General features: G+C 70.6%; 15 protein-coding genes. 9 read left to right on the plus strand and 6 right to left on the minus strand.

Going from position 1 to position 15,782, the window contains the following annotated elements; genetic code table 11:
• Positions 1 to 175: 175 nt before the first annotated feature.
• The 6 genes from gdhA to VOI19_RS02245 all read left to right on the plus strand — a co-directional run bounded on the left by gdhA (position 176) and on the right by VOI19_RS02245 (position 7,718).
• A complete protein-coding gene (gene gdhA / locus VOI19_RS02220; RefSeq protein ID WP_323791336.1) occupies positions 176 to 1,513 on the plus strand; it encodes an NADP-specific glutamate dehydrogenase in 1,338 nt (445 codons plus the stop codon).
• Between the two features lie 56 nt (positions 1,514 to 1,569).
• On the plus strand, positions 1,570 to 2,235 hold the full coding sequence (locus VOI19_RS02225) for a haloacid dehalogenase type II (RefSeq protein WP_323791322.1): 666 nt from the start codon (positions 1,570 to 1,572) through the stop codon (positions 2,233 to 2,235).
• Between the two features lie 25 nt (positions 2,236 to 2,260).
• On the plus strand, positions 2,261 to 3,046 hold the full coding sequence (locus VOI19_RS02230) for an alpha/beta fold hydrolase (RefSeq protein WP_323791323.1): 786 nt from the start codon (positions 2,261 to 2,263) through the stop codon (positions 3,044 to 3,046).
• A gap of 120 nt (positions 3,047 to 3,166) precedes the next feature.
• Positions 3,167 to 6,217, plus strand: coding sequence for a hypothetical protein (locus tag VOI19_RS02235; protein WP_323791324.1), 3,051 nt, complete (start codon positions 3,167 to 3,169; stop codon positions 6,215 to 6,217).
• A gap of 62 nt (positions 6,218 to 6,279) precedes the next feature.
• Complete coding sequence (locus VOI19_RS02240; RefSeq protein WP_323791325.1) at positions 6,280 to 7,395, plus strand: exo-alpha-sialidase; 1,116 nt, start codon at positions 6,280 to 6,282, stop codon at positions 7,393 to 7,395.
• Positions 7,392 to 7,718, plus strand: a complete 327-nt coding sequence (locus VOI19_RS02245) for a MoaD/ThiS family protein (RefSeq protein WP_323791326.1) — start codon at positions 7,392 to 7,394, stop codon at positions 7,716 to 7,718. The genes VOI19_RS02240 and VOI19_RS02245 overlap by 4 nt, the downstream gene beginning before the upstream one ends.
• 26 nt (positions 7,719 to 7,744) lie before the next feature.
• On the opposite strand, the gene VOI19_RS02250 is transcribed toward VOI19_RS02245, so the two are convergent.
• Positions 7,745 to 7,930, minus strand: coding sequence for a hypothetical protein (locus VOI19_RS02250; protein ID WP_323791327.1), 186 nt, complete (start codon positions 7,928 to 7,930; stop codon positions 7,745 to 7,747).
• A 366-nt stretch (positions 7,931 to 8,296) separates the two neighbouring features.
• On the opposite strand from VOI19_RS02250, the gene VOI19_RS02255 reads away from it, so the two are divergent.
• Positions 8,297 to 9,316, plus strand: coding sequence for a hypothetical protein (locus tag VOI19_RS02255; protein WP_323791328.1), 1,020 nt, complete (start codon positions 8,297 to 8,299; stop codon positions 9,314 to 9,316).
• Positions 9,317 to 9,530: 214 nt separating this feature from the next.
• On the opposite strand, the gene VOI19_RS02260 is transcribed toward VOI19_RS02255, so the two are convergent.
• The 5 genes from VOI19_RS02260 to VOI19_RS02280 all read right to left on the minus strand — a co-directional run bounded on the left by VOI19_RS02260 (position 9,531) and on the right by VOI19_RS02280 (position 14,068).
• Positions 9,531 to 9,938: an NUDIX domain-containing protein gene (locus VOI19_RS02260; RefSeq protein WP_323791329.1), complete on the minus strand. Its 408-nt coding sequence runs from the start codon at positions 9,936 to 9,938 to the stop codon at positions 9,531 to 9,533.
• A gap of 234 nt (positions 9,939 to 10,172) precedes the next feature.
• The gene (locus tag VOI19_RS02265) at positions 10,173 to 11,291 is read right to left on the minus strand and encodes a serine/threonine-protein kinase (RefSeq protein WP_323791330.1); all 1,119 of its coding nucleotides are present in this window, start codon (positions 11,289 to 11,291) and stop codon (positions 10,173 to 10,175) included.
• A 20-nt stretch (positions 11,292 to 11,311) separates the two neighbouring features.
• Positions 11,312 to 11,941, minus strand: coding sequence for a hypothetical protein (locus tag VOI19_RS02270; protein ID WP_323791331.1), 630 nt, complete (start codon positions 11,939 to 11,941; stop codon positions 11,312 to 11,314).
• Positions 11,942 to 12,003: 62 nt separating this feature from the next.
• A complete protein-coding gene (locus tag VOI19_RS02275) occupies positions 12,004 to 13,605 on the minus strand; it encodes an MXAN_6640 family putative metalloprotease (protein WP_323791332.1) in 1,602 nt (533 codons plus the stop codon).
• Positions 13,606 to 13,663: 58 nt separating this feature from the next.
• On the minus strand, positions 13,664 to 14,068 hold the full coding sequence (locus tag VOI19_RS02280) for an adenylyltransferase/cytidyltransferase family protein (protein WP_323791333.1): 405 nt from the start codon (positions 14,066 to 14,068) through the stop codon (positions 13,664 to 13,666).
• 51 nt (positions 14,069 to 14,119) lie between these two features.
• Between VOI19_RS02280 and VOI19_RS02285 the strand changes: the two genes are divergently transcribed.
• Together VOI19_RS02285 and VOI19_RS02290 are read left to right on the plus strand one after the other, a co-directional pair.
• Complete coding sequence (locus tag VOI19_RS02285; RefSeq protein WP_323791334.1) at positions 14,120 to 15,379, plus strand: DUF445 domain-containing protein; 1,260 nt, start codon at positions 14,120 to 14,122, stop codon at positions 15,377 to 15,379.
• Between the two features lie 30 nt (positions 15,380 to 15,409).
• Positions 15,410 to 15,658, plus strand: a complete 249-nt coding sequence (locus VOI19_RS02290) for an RNA-binding S4 domain-containing protein (RefSeq protein ID WP_323791335.1) — start codon at positions 15,410 to 15,412, stop codon at positions 15,656 to 15,658.
• The last annotated feature ends 124 nt before the right edge of the window (positions 15,659 to 15,782 follow it).

Genomic DNA, 15,782 nt, shown 5'->3' on the forward strand with positions numbered 1-15,782 from the left:
CAATTCCGGCCGGGCTTGGCGGCGGCCTGCCCGCTGCCCGGTGCCCGGGGCGCCGCGATCAGCGGGCAGGCCGAGCTGAGCACAGCCGTCGAGCACAGGCGACGCACAGCATGATGGGATCGCCGGACGATCCGAGGTGCCCCCGCACACCCGGCAGAACAGAGGAGAGCGCGTGCTGGACGAAAAGCTGGTCGACATCTACGACGAGGTGCTGCAGCGCAACCCCGGCGAGCAGGAGTTCCACCAGGCGGTGCAGGAGGTCCTCAACAGCCTCGGGCCCGTCGTGGCGAAGCACCCGCAGTACGCCGACGCCGCCGTCTTCCGTCGTCTCTGCGAGCCCGAGCGGCAGATCATCTTCCGGGTGCCGTGGGTCGACGACGAGGGTCAGGTGCAGATCAACCGCGGCTTCCGCGTCGAGTTCAACTCCGCCCTCGGCCCCTACAAGGGCGGTCTGCGCTTCCACCCGAGCGTCTACCTGGGCATCGTGAAGTTCCTCGGCTTCGAGCAGATCTTCAAGAACTCCCTGACCGGCATGCCCATCGGCGGCGGCAAGGGCGGCTCCGACTTCGACCCGAAGGGCCGCTCGGACGGCGAGGTGATGCGCTTCTGCCAGTCCTTCATGACCGAGCTCTACCGTCACATCGGCGAGTACACCGACGTCCCGGCCGGCGACATCGGCGTGGGTGGCCGCGAGATCGGCTACCTCTTCGGCCAGTACAAGCGCATCACCAACCGCTACGAGTCCGGGGTGCTCACCGGCAAGGGCCTGTCCTGGGGCGGGTCGCAAGTGCGCACCGAGGCGACCGGCTACGGCACGGTGTTCTTCGTCGAGGAGATCCTGCGCGATCGCAAGGACTCCCTCGACGGCAAGCGCGTGGTCGTCTCCGGCTCCGGCAACGTCGCCGTCTACGCGATCCAGAAGGTCCAGCAGCTCGGCGGCACGGTCGTGGCCTGCTCCGACTCCAGCGGCTACGTCGTCGACGAGGCCGGCATCGACCTGGCCCTGCTCCGCGACGTCAAGGAGGTCCGTCGCGCCAGGATCTCGGCGTACGCCGAGGAGCGGCCCGACGCCCGTCTGGTCGAGGGTGGCTCGGTCTGGGACGTGCCGTGCGACATCGCCCTGCCTTGCGCCACCCAGAACGAGCTCAACGGCAAGGATGCGGCGACCCTGGCCCGCAACGGCTGCACCATCGTTGCCGAGGGCGCCAACATGCCGTGCACGCCCGAGGCCGTGGACGTGCTCGCCGAGGCCGGTGTCACCTTCGCTCCCGGCAAGGCGGTCAACGCCGGCGGCGTCGCCACCAGCGCCCTGGAGATGCAGCAGAACGCCTCGCGCGACTCCTGGACCTTCCAGCACACCGAGGACCGTCTCGCCGAGATCATGCGCGGCATCCACGAGCGATGCCTGACCACGGCCGACGAGTACGGCAGCCCGGGCGACTACAGCGCCGGCGCCAACATCTCCGGCTTCATCCGGGTCGCCGACGCGATGCTGGCGCTCGGGGTCGTCTAGGGGAGCCGGCGGCATCACCGGACCGCAGACTTCGCACCGGCTCGTACGGTGAGGACATGTCTGCAGGCCTGGTGATCTTCGACGTCAACGAGACCCTCTCCGACCTCGAGCCGATGGGGGAGCGCTTCGCTGACGTCGGAGCCCCCGCCCACCTGGCGCCCACCTGGTTCGCCGGGGTGCTGCGCGACGGGTTCGCCCTCACCGCCGTGGGAGCGAGCGCGCCGTTCGTCGAGATCGCGGGCAACCACCTGCGCATCGTCCTCGGCGGGGTCGACCTCGACCGTCCCGTGGACGACGCCGTGAGCCACGTGCTGTCCGGGTTCGGCGCGCTCGACGTGCACCCCGACGTCGCCGACGGGGTGCGGTCGCTGGCGGCCGACGGGCACCGACTGGTCACGCTGAGCAACGGCTCGGCGAGCGTCGCCGAAAAGCTGCTGGAGGCTGCCGGTCTCCGCGAGCACTTCGAGGCCCTGCTCTCGGTCGAGGACGCCGGCGTCTGGAAGCCCGCGGCCGGCGCCTACGCCTACGCGCTGGAGCGGTGCGGGGTTGAGGCTGCCGACGCCGTGCTCGTCGCCGTCCACCCGTGGGACATCGACGGCGCCGCGCGTGCCGGGCTGCGCACCGCCTGGATCGACCGGAACGGCAGCACCTACCCCGACCACTTCACGGCGCCGGACCACCACGTGACCTCGCTCGACGAGCTGGCCGCGCTGCTGCGCTGATGCGGCGGGGTGAAAGGGTGCAGCCATGACTGCGCCGACGATCCACGCCACCGAGATCGGCACCGAGGGCCCGCGCGTGGTCTTCCTGCACGGCCTCTTCGGCCAGGGCCGCAACTTCACCCAGGCCGCGAAGGCGCTCGTGCCCGACCTCCGCTCGGTGCTGGTCGACCTCCCCAACCACGGACGCTCGGCCTGGACCGAGACCACCGACTACGAGGTCGTCGCCGACGTGGTCGCCGAGTGGCTGCGCACGACGTACGACGGCGAGCCGGCCTCGCACGTCGTCGGACACTCGATGGGCGGCAAGGTCGCGATGGTGCTGGCCCTGCGTCACCCCGATCTTGTCGACCGCCTGGTCGTCTCCGACATCTCGCCCGCGCGCAGCGAGGGGGCCGGGGAGTTCGAGCACCTCCTCGACAGCCTCGCCCGGCTCGACCTGCCCGCGCTCGAGCTGCGCAGCGACGCCGACGAGCAGCTGGCGCCCCACATCAGCAACGCCGCCGTGCGCGGATTCCTGCTGCAGAACCTGCGAAGCACCGACGACGGCTTTGCCTGGCAGGCCAACCTCGACCTTCTGCGCAGCGAGCTGGCCGTGATCGGCGGGTGGCCCGAGATCGAGGCGACCTTCGACCACCCGGTGCTGTGGCTGGCGGGGGAGAAGTCCGACTACGTGCGGCCCGAGCACGAGGAGACGATGCGCTCGCTCTTCCCCCGCACGCGACTGGCCACGATCAAGGGCGCGGGGCACTGGATCCACTCCGAGCAGCCGGACGCCTTCCTCTCCGCCCTGCGCGTGTTCCTGCTGGCCTGAGCAGCCATCGCGGCATCGCCCATCCGGGGGGTGCGCGCGTTTCTCGACCTGGGTCAGGGGTGGGTAGGATCGCACCTCGACCACACCATTTTTCGGACCCCGACAGGACCCAGGTAGGCCATGGCTTCGACCTCACCGTACTCCGGCGCGACGGAGCAGGCAGCCAAGCTGCGTCGCGACGCCGAGATGGCGGCCGCCGAGCAGGCAGCCGAGAGGTTGGTGGCCGAGGAGCTGGCCGCAGAGGCGATCACCGCCCGCACCATCGCCGAGCGAGCCGCTGCTGAGCAGGCGGCCGCTGCCGCCGAGGCTCACGAGGCCCGCGCCGCCGCTGAGTCCGCGGCCGTCCGGTACGCCGAGCAGCGGCGCTCCGCCGAGGAAGCCGCTCAGCGCGCGGCCTCGGCCCGGGAGTCGGCCGAGAAGTCGGCCCGCGACCACGTCGAGATGGCCGAGTCGGAGTCGTCCAAGCGCGAGTCCGCCGAGCGGCACGCCACCGAGCTGGCCGAGCGCGTCGTCACCACCCTGGCCGAGCGCGAGGCTGCCGAGACAGCCGCGCGCCGCGCAGCCGTCGACGCCCAGGAGGCCTCCGTCGCGCGCGCCCGCGCCGAGGAGAACGCCCGCTACCACACCGAGCTGGCCGAGCAGGCGCTCGCTGACCGCGCGGCCAGCGAGCAGCGCGCACTCGAGCTGTCCGAGGCCAACGTGGCCGCCGCCGACGAGCACCTCGCCGCCGTCCGCGAGGCGCACGAGGAGCGGGACCGGCTCGAGCGGGTCGCCCGTGAGCAGATCCGGGCTCGCACGGCTGCCGAGGAAGCCACCGAGCGGCACGCCCGGTTGGCCGAGGAAGCCCACCAGGCCGCCCAGGACGCCGAGCTGCGCGCCCGCAGCGTCGCCGAGCAGGCCTCGAGCAAGGCCGAGGAGCACGCCGCCTTCACCCGGCACGCCGCCGAGGACCGCCAGGCCGTCGAGCTCGCGCTCAACGAGCTGGCCGACGCCCGCCGTGCTGCCGAGGAGGCTGCCGCCGAGCAGTCCTCGCTCGCCGAGCAGGCCATGGTGCAGCGCGCGGCAGCCGAGGACCGCGCTCGTGAGCTGGCCGACGCCGCCAGCCTGGCGGCCGAGGAGTACTCCGACTTCGTACGTCGTGCCGCTGCCGACCGTGACGTGCTGCAGTCGGCTGCTGCTGAGGCCGCGAAGGCCCGCATCGAGGCCGAGGAGCTCGCCGTACGACAGAGCGAGCTGGCCCGTCAGGCTCAGCTCGCTGCGGCCGAGGCCGCCGAGATGGCCCAGCGCGTGGGCGACGAGGCCGCCACCGCCGCCGAGGAGCACACCGCTTTTGCTCGCCGTTCGCTGGAGGAGCGTCGGGCGATCGAGAGTGCCGCCGCGGCTCAGGCCGAGGCCCGCCGGCAGGCCGACGAGGACGCCGCAGCCCAGGCCGAGCTGGCCCGCGTGGCGCTGCTCGAGCGCACCGAGGCCGAGGAGGCCGCCCGCGACATCGGAGTGCGGGCGACGCTGGCCGCGCAGGAGTTCGCGACGTTCGTCGAGCAGGCCGAGACCGAGCGGGCCGTGCTCCAGGAGAACGCAGCCGAGCAGACCCGCGCCCGTGGTGAGGCCGAGCGTGCCGCCAGCCGCCACGTCGGGCTCGCCGAGGAAGCGCACATCGCGGCCATGGAGGCCGAGAACCGCGCCCGGGAGGTGTCCGAGGGCGCCACCGCGGCCGCGGAGGAGTACGCCACCTTCAGCACCCGTGCCCTCGAGCTGCGCCAGGCCGCCGAGTTCGCCGCCACCGAGCAGGCCCGGTTGGCCGAGCAGGCCTTCCTCGATCGCGGTCAGGCCGAGGCCAAGGCCCGCGAGCAGATCGAGCTGGTCGTCGAGGCCAACCGGATCGCCGCGTCCAGCCAGGAGCAGGCGGCCGCCGCCGCCGAGGAGGCGCGTCTGGCCAACCAGCTGCGCCACTCGGTCGAGGACGCCGCCAAGACCGCCTCGCGAGCCCGGCTCGAGGCCGAGGAGTCGGCTCGCGCCCAGGCCCACCTCGCCGAGACGGCGTCTCAGCAGCGCCGCGAGGCCGAGGAGCAGGCCGAGGCCCTGCTGAGCGAGCACCGTGAGTCGCTGCGAGTCGCGCAGGAACAGCTCTCCAGCGCCAAGCGCGAGGCAGCCCAGCAGGCGCAGTCGCGCGCCGACGCCGAGCGCACCGCAGCCAGGCACGCCCAGGCGCGCGCGGAGGCCGAGACCAGGGCCGCCGACCTCGCCATCCAGCTCGCCGAGGCGCGAGCCCGGCTGCTCGCCGTACCCCGGCCGGCGACGCTGGCGTCCGCGCAGGCGCCGGCCGGGCCCGAGGCGCCCGAGACGGCCACTCACCGTGCGGCACCTGACGACGACGTCGTCGCCGACATCACCGCTGCCGAGATCGAGGCGGCTCCGGGACCGGACGAGGTCGACGAGCCCGTCGAGGTCGTGGACGCCGAGATCGACGTGGTCGACGAGGACGAGACCGACCTCGAGTCGGTCGAGGAAGACCACACCGCCCGACTCACGCCGTCGCTGCCGTTGGCCGGTGCCAACCCGGCCAAGCAGGCCAAGCCGGTCAAGGAACCCCGCGAGCCGCGTTCGATTCCTGGCGCCGCAGCCCTTGGCGGCACCGCCGAGCGCATCATGGCCAAGTCGCGCTCGGTGGCCGAGCAGCGATCCGCCGCTCGAGCGGAGAAGGCTGCGACCGCGAGCCCCGCTGCACTTTCGGCCCCGGCAGCGCCCGGCTCCTTCCACGAGGTGCGTCGCTATCCCGCGATGATGATGGCCGGCATCGGTGTCGTCGTCGTCGCCGGCTCGACCACCGCGATCCTGGCGATCACCAACGGCGGTCTGCCGGCGATCGCGCTCCTGCCGCTGTTCATCACGCTGCTCGCCCTGTTCTTCGTCATCTGGCTCGGAGGCCGCTCCACCGACGTCGAGATCGTCGACGGAGCCCTCAACCTGCGCCTGGGCGACATGCGGCACACCTTCGACCTCCGCGGCGACGGGACGGCGATCGAGATCACCGGTGCGCCCGAGTCCGGCGACTGGGAGATGACGATCGTGCGCCGCGGGCTGAGCCCGGTGCACCTCGACGACCAGACCGTCGAGCCGCGTGCGTTCATGACGGCGCTGGCCCACTGGCGTCCCGACGTGATCGAGGGCTGACGCCCTGGCCTGAAGGGCCTCGCGCGAGTAGCGTCGGCGGCCCGACAAGGTCAGGAGTATCGGTGAGTGGCACGCGCGTCTTGGTCGGCACCCGCAAGGGCGCCTTCATCCTCTCCTCCGACGAGGACCGCACGCAGTGGACGGTCGACGGCCCGCACTTCCCGGGCGCGGAGATCTACCACGTCAAGGGCTCGCCGCTCGATCCGCAGCGGCTCTACGCCTCGCAGAGCAGCGGGTGGTTCGGCCAGGTCGTCCACCGCTCCGACGACGGCGGCTCCACCTGGGACGTCGTCGACAACGACTTCACCTACGACGGCGTCCCCGGCGAGCACCAGTGGTACGACGGCAGCCTGCGTCCGTGGGAGTTCACCCGTGTCTGGCACCTCGAGCCGAGCATCCACGACCTCGACACGGTCTACGCCGGCGTCGAGGACGCCGCTCTGTTCAAGTCGACCGACGGCGCCCGCTCCTGGACCGAGCTGTCGGGCCTGCGTCGCCACGACACCGGGCCGCAGTGGCAGCCCGGCGCCGGCGGCATGTGCCTTCACACGATCCTGGAGCATCCGACCGACCCGCAGCGGCTCTTCGTGGCGATCTCGGCGGCGGGCGCCTTCCGCACCGATGACGGCGGTGAGACCTGGCTGCCGATCAACAAGGGGTTGCGCTCCGGAGAGATCCCCGACGAGGACTCCGAGGTCGGGCACTGCGTGCACCACCTCGACCTGCACCCCAGCAGCCCCGACGTGCTCTACATGCAGAAGCACTGGGACGTCATGCGCTCCACCGATGCCGGCGACAGCTGGCACGAGGTCAGCGGCAACCTCCCCAGCGACTTCGGTTTCGTCATCTCCGTGCACGCCCACGAGCCCGAGACCATCTACGTCGTGCCGATCGAGAGCGACGTGCTCCACGTGCCGCCGGAGGGCAAGCTGCGGGTCTACCGCAGTCGCACCGGCGGCGAGGAGTGGGAGGCGCTGACCGACGGCCTGCCGCAGGAGAACTGCTACGTCAACGTGCTGCGCGACGCGATGGCGGTCGACTCCCACGAGTCGTGCGGCCTGTACGTCGGCACCACCGGCGGGCAGGTCTACGCCTCGAACGACTCCGGCGACTCGTGGACCGCGATCGTGCGCGACCTGCCCGCCGTGCTGTCGGTGGAGGTGCAGACCCTCCCGTGAGCAGCACCGCTGCCCCCAGCGGCACCGTCGTCCGCGTCGTGCTCCCCGCACCGCTGCGCGCGATGGTGGGCCTCGACAAGGAGGTGCAGGTGGTCGTCGACGGTGCGGTCACCCAGCGCAGCGTGTTGGACGCCCTGGAGGGCGCGCACCCGGCGCTGCTGGGGACCATCCGCGATCGCACGACCAAGCGGCGGCGCGCCTTCATCAGGTTTTTCGCGTGCGAGGAGGACCTCTCCCACGACGACCCTGACACCGACCTGCCCCTCGCGGTCGTGCAGGGGCGCGAGCCGCTGATCGTGCTCGGTGCGATGGCCGGCGGCTAGCTCGCGCTCCTCGGCGATTGAGGCACCTACCGGTTCTTGCGCGTACTGCGGCGTTGACGCCAGGCGACGAGGGCGACGATGCCGCGGACAAGACCGTAGTCGCCGTCGCCCTGACCACGGCTCATCCAGCTCTGTCGGGCGACATGACCAGGAGCAGCTGCGTCCGGCGTCGGGTTCGCCTCGCCGGGGAGGCGCTTGGGCTGCTGAGGCACGTCGGTCCTTTGGTGGGGTAGAAAAATGGCCTGCCCACTTTCGAAGACCAAGCCAGCGGATCGCGGCATGGTCGGGCGGAGCCCTCCTGGCGGCAGATGAGTGCGTTTGCTGGCCAGCAACCAAGGGCACGCGTTGACACTTGTCCACCGCTCATTGAGCCTCTTTCCAGACAGTGCGGCCTATCGCTGATGCCTTGGCGCCCAGCGAAGGTGACGCACAACGCGTGTCGGCGGGTTAGGGTCAACGAACGTGGTGTCGGAGGCATCTGGATCATCGGATGAGCGGCGCAAGGACCCCATTGTCGGAAGGCCCCCCGACCCCCACCCGACCACCGACACTCCCGCCACTGTGGAAACGCCCTCACTATGACCGCACAGCCCGAGTTGCCCTCCTTGCCCGGTCCCTCCATCGCGGTTCTGGGCGCGACCGGTGCCGTGGGCGCCCGTGTTGCGGCCATTCTCGCCGCCATGGGCCGGGACGTCATCGCAGTCTCGCGCCACCCAGGACGATTGACTGCAACCCTCCCGACGAGGGCAACCAGCACTCGAGGCGAGTTCACCGACCCCGCCAGTATCGGTGACGTCCCACCCGGTATCGCAGTCAACTGCACTGGGATCGAAGACGTGGTTGCCGTTCAGAAATGGCGCGACGCCGGCTGGGCGATGGTCGACATCACCGCCTCGAGCCGCTACGCCCTTCAGCTTGCCAACGCCACACGCATCGGCCCACCCCTCATCGTTGGTGTTGGGTTGACCCCCGGCCTTACAAGCGTCCTGGCCCGACATCTCGTCGCCAGAGACCCCGGGACAAATGCCGTCGAGATCTCCTGCCTTGTTGGCCTCGGCGAAGACTACGGCGAAGCCTCACGAGACTGGACCTACCACCAACTCGGTCAAGACATCGACGACCCCACCGGAGCATTCCGCAACTTTTCCGACCCACGGACCATCGATTTCCCCGGGGGGTTCGGCCGCCGCCGCGCATGGCGGATCGACTTCGCCGATCGCGCACTTCTCGCCCAAGAGCTCAACGTTGCAGTCATCACTAGATACTGCTTCGACTCACGCCTCGCCGGGCGAGCGCTTGCGACAGCCAGCGCCGTCCCGAAACTGCCTGGAATGCTCCGCCGCATCACGCAACAGTCGCGTCAGGCTGTCGGCGACACCGCGTGGTGGGCTGGAGTCGTGGAGACCGACGGCGGCCGACGGGCAGTAGCAATCGGAAATGGCCAGTCGCAAGGCACGGCCGCCGTCGCCGCTATCGCTGCCGACCACCTCATCCGTAGTGAGAACACCGATGCCCGCTACCTCTGGGACCTCATAGACGCAAAGGAACTTGTGGCCAACCTCGGGCCTCTCGGCGTACTGGTCACCATCGAGCAATGAACGGTGATTGCGAAGGAGTAACCGCGCGATCCCGACGACGTATCAAGATCACCGGATCCCGATCGCTGAGGGCTCCAAGTGGAGAAGCAGTCCGCTCTGGACACGACGTGCGCCGACAGGCGGCAGACTGGGTCAGGTCCCGACGAGCGAATCGCGGCAGATCCGGACGTTTCCCTGCGTGACGGAAGGAAGGCTCGTGGCGGGTTTGTGAAGGTCAGAACACCTGAGCGTGAAGGGTGCCCGCGTAATCAATGGCTGCCTGCACTCGCGCTGCCTGGACGCCCCCGAGTTCGCGCACGGGAGTCCACCGGAAGGCACTGTGCTCGCCCGAGAGGACAATCGGCGCGTCGGCCGGTAGCCCACAGCGGAAAATGCCGACCTGCGACTCGAACTCGCGGTGGTAGTACCACCCGGTCAGTGGGCCTATCTCGACCTCGACACCAAGTTCCTCTCGACACTCTCGCCCCAGAGCGTCCACGATCGTTTCCCCCGGTTCGACTGCGCCCCCCGGCAGTCCCCAACGCTGATCGCCGTATGACTGGCGCAGCAGGAGCACGGACTGGCTTGCATCGTCCACCACTGCCGCGTGCACGCTGAACCGGAAGCGATCGTTGAATGCCACCCGCGCATGGTTCCAGACCAGGAGCGAGGGACACGGGGCGGGACATCCGCACATCGGCAGAGTCGGGCGCTCGCGCGGACACCGTCGATTGGTCACGAACGACCGAATTTGACCCGCTTCTTCTGCTGTTCGTGACCATTCGAGCCCTCCGGTCGGAGCGGACCGTCGGCGGCAGATCCGGACGCCGCTGCGTCACGGGATCCGTCACCCTTCAGTCGCACATGGGGCTCGCGCTCAGGCGGCGAGTCCGGCCACGATCAGCAGCAGCACCATCGCGAGAGCTACCAGCGCGAGCACGACGTGGTCGCGTTCGAGGCCCCGCACCTGATGGCCGAGGCGCTCGCCGAGCGCGGAGAGCTGGGCGGCCGCCGCAGGGACGGTCGGGACCGGCTGCTGCCCGGGCTGCCGCTGGGGTTGCTGCTGGGGCACGACGTTGGTCAGCACCGCCGTGGGGGCGGGCTGGTCGAGGCCCGGGGGAGGCCCTGGCGGCGGAGGCACGAGTGGCAGCTCGCGCAACCGGGAGGCGAGCCACGTCGCGCTGGGCCGGGCCGAGGGCTCGCGTGCGGTCAGGTCGGCGAGCAGCGCGCGCCAGTGCGGCGGGATGTCGTCGGGGATCACCGGCTGGCGCGAGAGCCGGGCGAGCGCAGCCTCGGCCGGGGGACCGGGGTACTCGCGACGACTGGTGAACATCTCGAGCAGGACCAGACCGAGGGAGTAGAGGTCGACGGCGGTCGTCAACGGCTCGCCCTGCACCTGCTCGGGAGCAAGATAGGCAGCCGTGCCGACCGCGTGCCCGGTCTGGGTGTGACGAGCAGCGTCGCCGATGAGGCGCGAGATCCCGAAGTCGGCCAGCTTGACGGTGCCCGAGGCGTCGAGGAGCACGTTGCCCGGCTTGACGTCGCGGTGCACGACGTCGCGCTGGTGGGCGTAGGCGATCGCGTCGGCGAGCTGGATCGCGACGCGAGTGATGTCGGCCAGATCGCTCGGACCGCCGGCGATCGTCTCGGAGAGGGTGTGCCCGTCGACGAGCTCCATCACCAAGAAGGGCTGCTCGAGCTGGGCCTCGCTGATCCCGGCGTCCAGGACGGTGACGAGCCCGTGGTGACCGAGGTTGGCCAGGGTGCGGGCCTCGCCGATGAAGCGGGCGCGGTCGGTGGCGCTGTCGGTGCCGCTGCGCAGCACCTTGACGGCGACCTGACGGTCGAGGAGCCGGTCCTCGGCGCGGTAGACGTCAGCCGCGCCGCCCCGCCCGAGGACGGCGCCCAGGACGTAGCGCTGGGCCAGGACGGTGGTCGGCCCGACGACGGCGTCGGCCTCTGGGGGCAGACCGGGGTCCGAGAGCTGCTGGTTCATGGTCGACTCGTGCCGGGTGCTCAGGCGCAGTTGTCGCACACGCCGGTGGCGGGAAGCTCCATGAAGCAGTCGGGGCACTGGGGCAGCACGCGCTCGGCGATGCGGGCCTTCTTGGCCCGGGCGCGGGCGCCGGCCAGACGGGGGGTCAGAGCGGCGAAGCCACCGTCCTCGGGCAGGCCCTTGGCGTCGAACTGGCGGTAGCAGGCCAGGCGTTGCGCGGCGGCGTGGTCGTCACCGTCGACCGGGGCAGTGCCGGTGTGCTTCTCTACGATGACGGCGTAGTTGTCACCGACGCTGCCCATGGCGTTGACGACGAGCGAGGAGAGCAGCGGCTCGGAGCGAGCAGTGCAGTCGGCGGCGACGACGTCGAGGACGTCGCTCACCCAGTGACGGATCTGCTGCTTGGTGCGGACGCCGGCGTCGTCCTGCACCTGCGCGCAGAGCTCCTTCTGCGTCACGACACCCTGGTAGACGCGAGCAGCGTCCTCGAGGATCGGGCGGGCGGCCTCGGCCCAAGCCGCGACGGCGGCGTCCTGACCGATGTCGGCGGCGTCCTGCCAGGCGGGAGCGGCGTCGGCGTCGTCGCCGTCGACCGTGGCCTCCAGGTCGAGATCGTCGTGGTCCGGGGCATCGATCTCGAGGTCAGGCATCCTTCGACAGTAGCCTCGCGGCGGCTGCTTCGCGAACTGGACGGATGCCCGGTGGAGGTGAGTCAGCGGCGAACGGCCTTGGCCGTGACCTCGAAGCGCTCTCGTTGGTCGCGAGGACGGCCCTCGCAGGCGTATCCGCTGCCGGCGTCGCACTGGTAGCGGGTCGAGACGTTGGCCAAGGTCACACTGGCCCAGCGGACCTTGCGGCTGTCGAAACCGATCGTCCGCTTGCCGTTGCCGGAGGCGCTGAGGTCGATCGTGCGTCGCTGCAGGGTGCCGTTCGCTCGGAGCACCAGCAGGGCCACCGCCGGCGACGCCGACTTCTTGGGGCCGTCGACCTTGATCCGGAGGCGCCACTTCTTCGACTTCAGCGAGCGCGCCTTGACCTTGAGCGTCTTGGCCGCGAGGTGGTTGACGCGCGTGCCGAACGTCGTACGACGCGAGGAGCTCGACACCGCCACGGTCTTCACCGGGTCGACCCCGGGGAAGGCGCCACCCTCGTCGTAGCTGCGGCCCGGCTGGGTGTTGGCGGCCGCGAACGCGGCGTACTGGCGCGGCAGGCCACCCTTGTTCTTCAAGATCTTTCGCAGCGCCTGGGTGGAGTAGTCGTCGGGAAGGCCGCCCCCGGTGCCGGTGCGCTCGATGGTGCGCCGCACGATCTTGTTGCCGAAGCGCTCCGAGAGGAACTCCCAGAACACCCAGTTGCCGTAGTGCGCGAGACCGTTGCCCTCGAAGAGGTCGAGGGGCTTGGTGGCGCGCGCTGCCTGGCCGAAGCGGAGGTAGTTGCGGTTGTCGTTGACGCTGTCGGCGAAACGCTCCTCGATCCAGGTGGCGGTCGACTCGAGGAGCCAGGGGTCCTCGGTGAAGTCGTAGGCGAACTGGATGGCGTGGAAGAACTCGTGAGCCGCCGTGACGCGCAGCGTCTTCAGCGGCGCCCGGCCGAACTGGCTCTTGGCGAAGTCGTTGTCGAGCACGCAGAAGCCCGAGGCCTGCTTGGCCTGGCCCTGGACCCGGTTCTCGGGGGCGCAGTAGCCGTAGAGGCCGCGGCTGCCCAGCTCGGTGAGGTAGACGTCGAACTTGGCGTTGCCGCCGCGGCTGCCGTCGGTGGCCGGCTTGCGGTAGCCCAGGCCGCCAACGTGGTGGCGCCAGACCTTCTCGACGATGTCGAGGGTCTTCTCGGCCCAGGCGTCGTTGGGTGGGGCGTCGGCGCCCGATCGAACCCAGTGGACGCAGACGCGAGCGGCGCAGAGCCGTGCTTCCGGTGCGGTGTAGCCGTCGCCGTAGGGGTCGCTCACGCCGTCGGTCGGGCGAGCGAGGAGCCGGTCGGCCTCGACCGCGTCGTCGTCGTCGAGGGTGCTGCGCGCCAGGAACAGGTCGCGCAGGGCCAGCGTGGCCTCGACCCGCTCGTCGGCCTCGTCGGCCTCGTCGTGGGAGTGGTCCTCCGCCTGCGCGGGTTCCGGCGCAGGTGCGACGTCGCTGCCGCGCAGGGCGTCGGCCGCACGCTCGAGCACCTCGTCCGGCTCGACGAGCGTCGCGGTGCTCGGCGAGGGGGTCGTCGTGTCGGCCACCGCACCCGGACCAGGCAGCCCCAGGACGAGGGCGGCTCCGAGAGTCGCCGCGAGCACCGTCGTGACGGCGGAGGGGAAGAGCGGGGTGACGCGCATAGAGGTCAGCTCCGGGATCGGGGAAGGTCCGGTCGTGCGGTGGAACGGGTGCGGCTGGTCAGCTGCCGGTCGAGATCTTCTCGACGATCGCGGTGGTCGAGATCGCCGGCGTGCGGGGCAGGTAGACGACGTCGCAGATGTCCTCGAACTCGTCGAACTTCCCTGCCCAATCATCGCCCATCACGAGGGTACGGGCCCCGTGTTCGAGGATGTAGTCACGCTTGAGCTCCAGGCTCTCCTCGAGGAACACTCCGTCGACGACGCGCAGCGCGCCCACGATCGCCATCCGCTCGTCCTCGCTGAACACCGGCTCGCGGCCCTTCTTGCTGACGTTCAGCGCGTCGGCCGACACCCCGACGACCAGACGGTCGCCGAGCGCGGCGGCGCGTTCGATGACACGCAGGTGGCCGACGTGGAAGACGTCGAAGGTGCCGAAGGTGATGACGGTGGTGCTCGCAGACATGAGGGTGAGTCTCCCACGCGTCCTGCCCAGGGAGGCGCAAGGATGGGGCGCGTGAGCCATGTGATGTCAGCCCCAGCGCCGACCCCTGACGACGTACGGCGCCGTGGTCTGCGCAGGATGAGAGCCCTCGCGCTCTCGTTGCTGGTGCTCGCTGCGGTGGTCTACCTCCTGACCCTCGACCAGGACGGCGTGCTCGGCTACGTCAACGCCGGCGCGGAGGCGTCGATGGTCGGTGCGATCGCCGACTGGTTCGCCGTCACGGCGCTGTTCCGCCATCCGCTGGGGCTGCCGATCCCGCACACCGCCCTGATCCCGCGTCGCAAGGACGAGCTGGGCAAGGGGCTCCAGGACTTCGTGGGGGAGAACTTCCTCTCCGAGGAGATCGTGCGCGAGCGGATCACCTCCGCCGGGGTCTCGGCCCGGGTGGGCGCGTGGCTGGGCGTCGACGAGAACGCGCGCCGGGTGGTCGTCGAGGTCGCCGAGGTGTCCGCGGTCGGTCTGAGCAAGGTCCGCGACGAGCACGTCGAGGCGTTGGTGCACGAGGCGCTCGTGCCCCGCTTCCGTGAGGAACCGATCTCGCCGCTGCTGGGCGGGCTGCTGGGCGAGGCCCTCCAGGACGACCTCCACCACGGGTTGGTCGACCTCGCGCTCGCCGAGCTGGGGGACTGGCTGCGCGAGAACCCCGACACGGTGCGCGAGGTCATCGGGGAGCGGGCGCCGTGGTGGACGCCGGAGCGGCTCAACGATCGCGTGACCCTGCGGGTGCACACCGAGATCGTGCGCTGGGTCGATGAGATCTCCCGTCAGCCGAACCACCGGGCGCGTGCCGCGCTCGACTCGCTGCTGCGCCAGCTCGCCGAGGACCTGCTGCACGAGCCCGACGTGCAGCGCCGGGCCGAGGCGCTCAAGGAGCGGCTGCTGGAGCACCCGGCGGTGCTCTCGTCGGCGATCTCGCTGTGGAACGCGCTGCGACGCGTGCTCACGTCCTCGCTCGACGACCCCGACGGCGCCGTACGACGTCGGCTGCTGCTGGAGGTGCAGAACTTCGCCGCACGGCTCGGTGCGGACGCCGAGCTGTGCGCGCGCCTCGACGCCCGCGCTGCCGACGCGGTGGTCTTCGCGGTGGAGCGCTACGGCTCCGAGCTCACCGCGGTCATCACCCACACGATCGAGCGCTGGGACGGCCGCGAGGCGTCGGACCGGATCGAGCTGCACGTGGGTCGCGACCTGCAGTTCATCCGGATCAACGGCACCCTCGTGGGCGGACTGGTCGGGGTGCTGATCCACACGGTCGCCGTGCTGATGAGCTGAACCGCCCCCGGAGGTGATTGACTTCGCCCCATGTCTGCAGATCCCGTCAACGTCGCGATCAGCGACTCCTCGATCAAGCTCGGTCAGTTCCTCAAGCTCGCGAACCTCGTCGAGTCGGGCTCGGACGCGAAGGCGCTCCTGTCCGCCGGCATGGTGCGGGTCAACGGTCAACCCGAGACCCGCCGCGGGCGTCAGCTCGTCAACGGTGAGGTCGTCTCGGTCGCGGCCCAGTCGGCGCGCGTCTCCGACGGCTCGACGCCCGACGACTTCCCCTGGTGAGCGCGCGGCAGTTTCTCCGCTGAAGCGAAGAAACTCCCGCTTCTGTCACGGAACTTCATGACAGAAGCGGGAGTTTCACCACTTAAGTGGTGAATCTGCCCTCACGGCGCGAGGCGTCAGCTGA

This window comes from Nocardioides sp. (assembly GCF_034670285.1).
GTDB lineage: Bacteria > Actinomycetota > Actinomycetes > Propionibacteriales > Nocardioidaceae > Nocardioides.

Bases quoted from the DNA above. Each gene is read 5' to 3' on its own strand.
- VOI19_RS02275 (WP_323791332.1), bottom strand. From the start codon at position 13,605: ATGCGCGTCACCCCGCTCTTCCCCTCCGCCGTCACGACGGTGCTCGCG.
- VOI19_RS02230 (WP_323791323.1), top strand. From the start codon at position 2,261: ATGACTGCGCCGACGATCCACGCCACCGAGATCGGCACCGAGGGCCCG.
- VOI19_RS02225 (WP_323791322.1), top strand. From the start codon at position 1,570: ATGTCTGCAGGCCTGGTGATCTTCGACGTCAACGAGACCCTCTCCGAC.
- VOI19_RS02270 (WP_323791331.1), bottom strand. From the start codon at position 11,941: ATGCCTGACCTCGAGATCGATGCCCCGGACCACGACGATCTCGACCTG.
- VOI19_RS02280 (WP_323791333.1), bottom strand. From the start codon at position 14,068: ATGTCTGCGAGCACCACCGTCATCACCTTCGGCACCTTCGACGTCTTC.
- VOI19_RS02235 (WP_323791324.1), top strand. From the start codon at position 3,167: ATGGCTTCGACCTCACCGTACTCCGGCGCGACGGAGCAGGCAGCCAAG.
- VOI19_RS02255 (WP_323791328.1), top strand. From the start codon at position 8,297: ATGACCGCACAGCCCGAGTTGCCCTCCTTGCCCGGTCCCTCCATCGCG.
- VOI19_RS02265 (WP_323791330.1), bottom strand. From the start codon at position 11,291: ATGAACCAGCAGCTCTCGGACCCCGGTCTGCCCCCAGAGGCCGACGCC.
- VOI19_RS02290 (WP_323791335.1), top strand. From the start codon at position 15,410: ATGTCTGCAGATCCCGTCAACGTCGCGATCAGCGACTCCTCGATCAAG.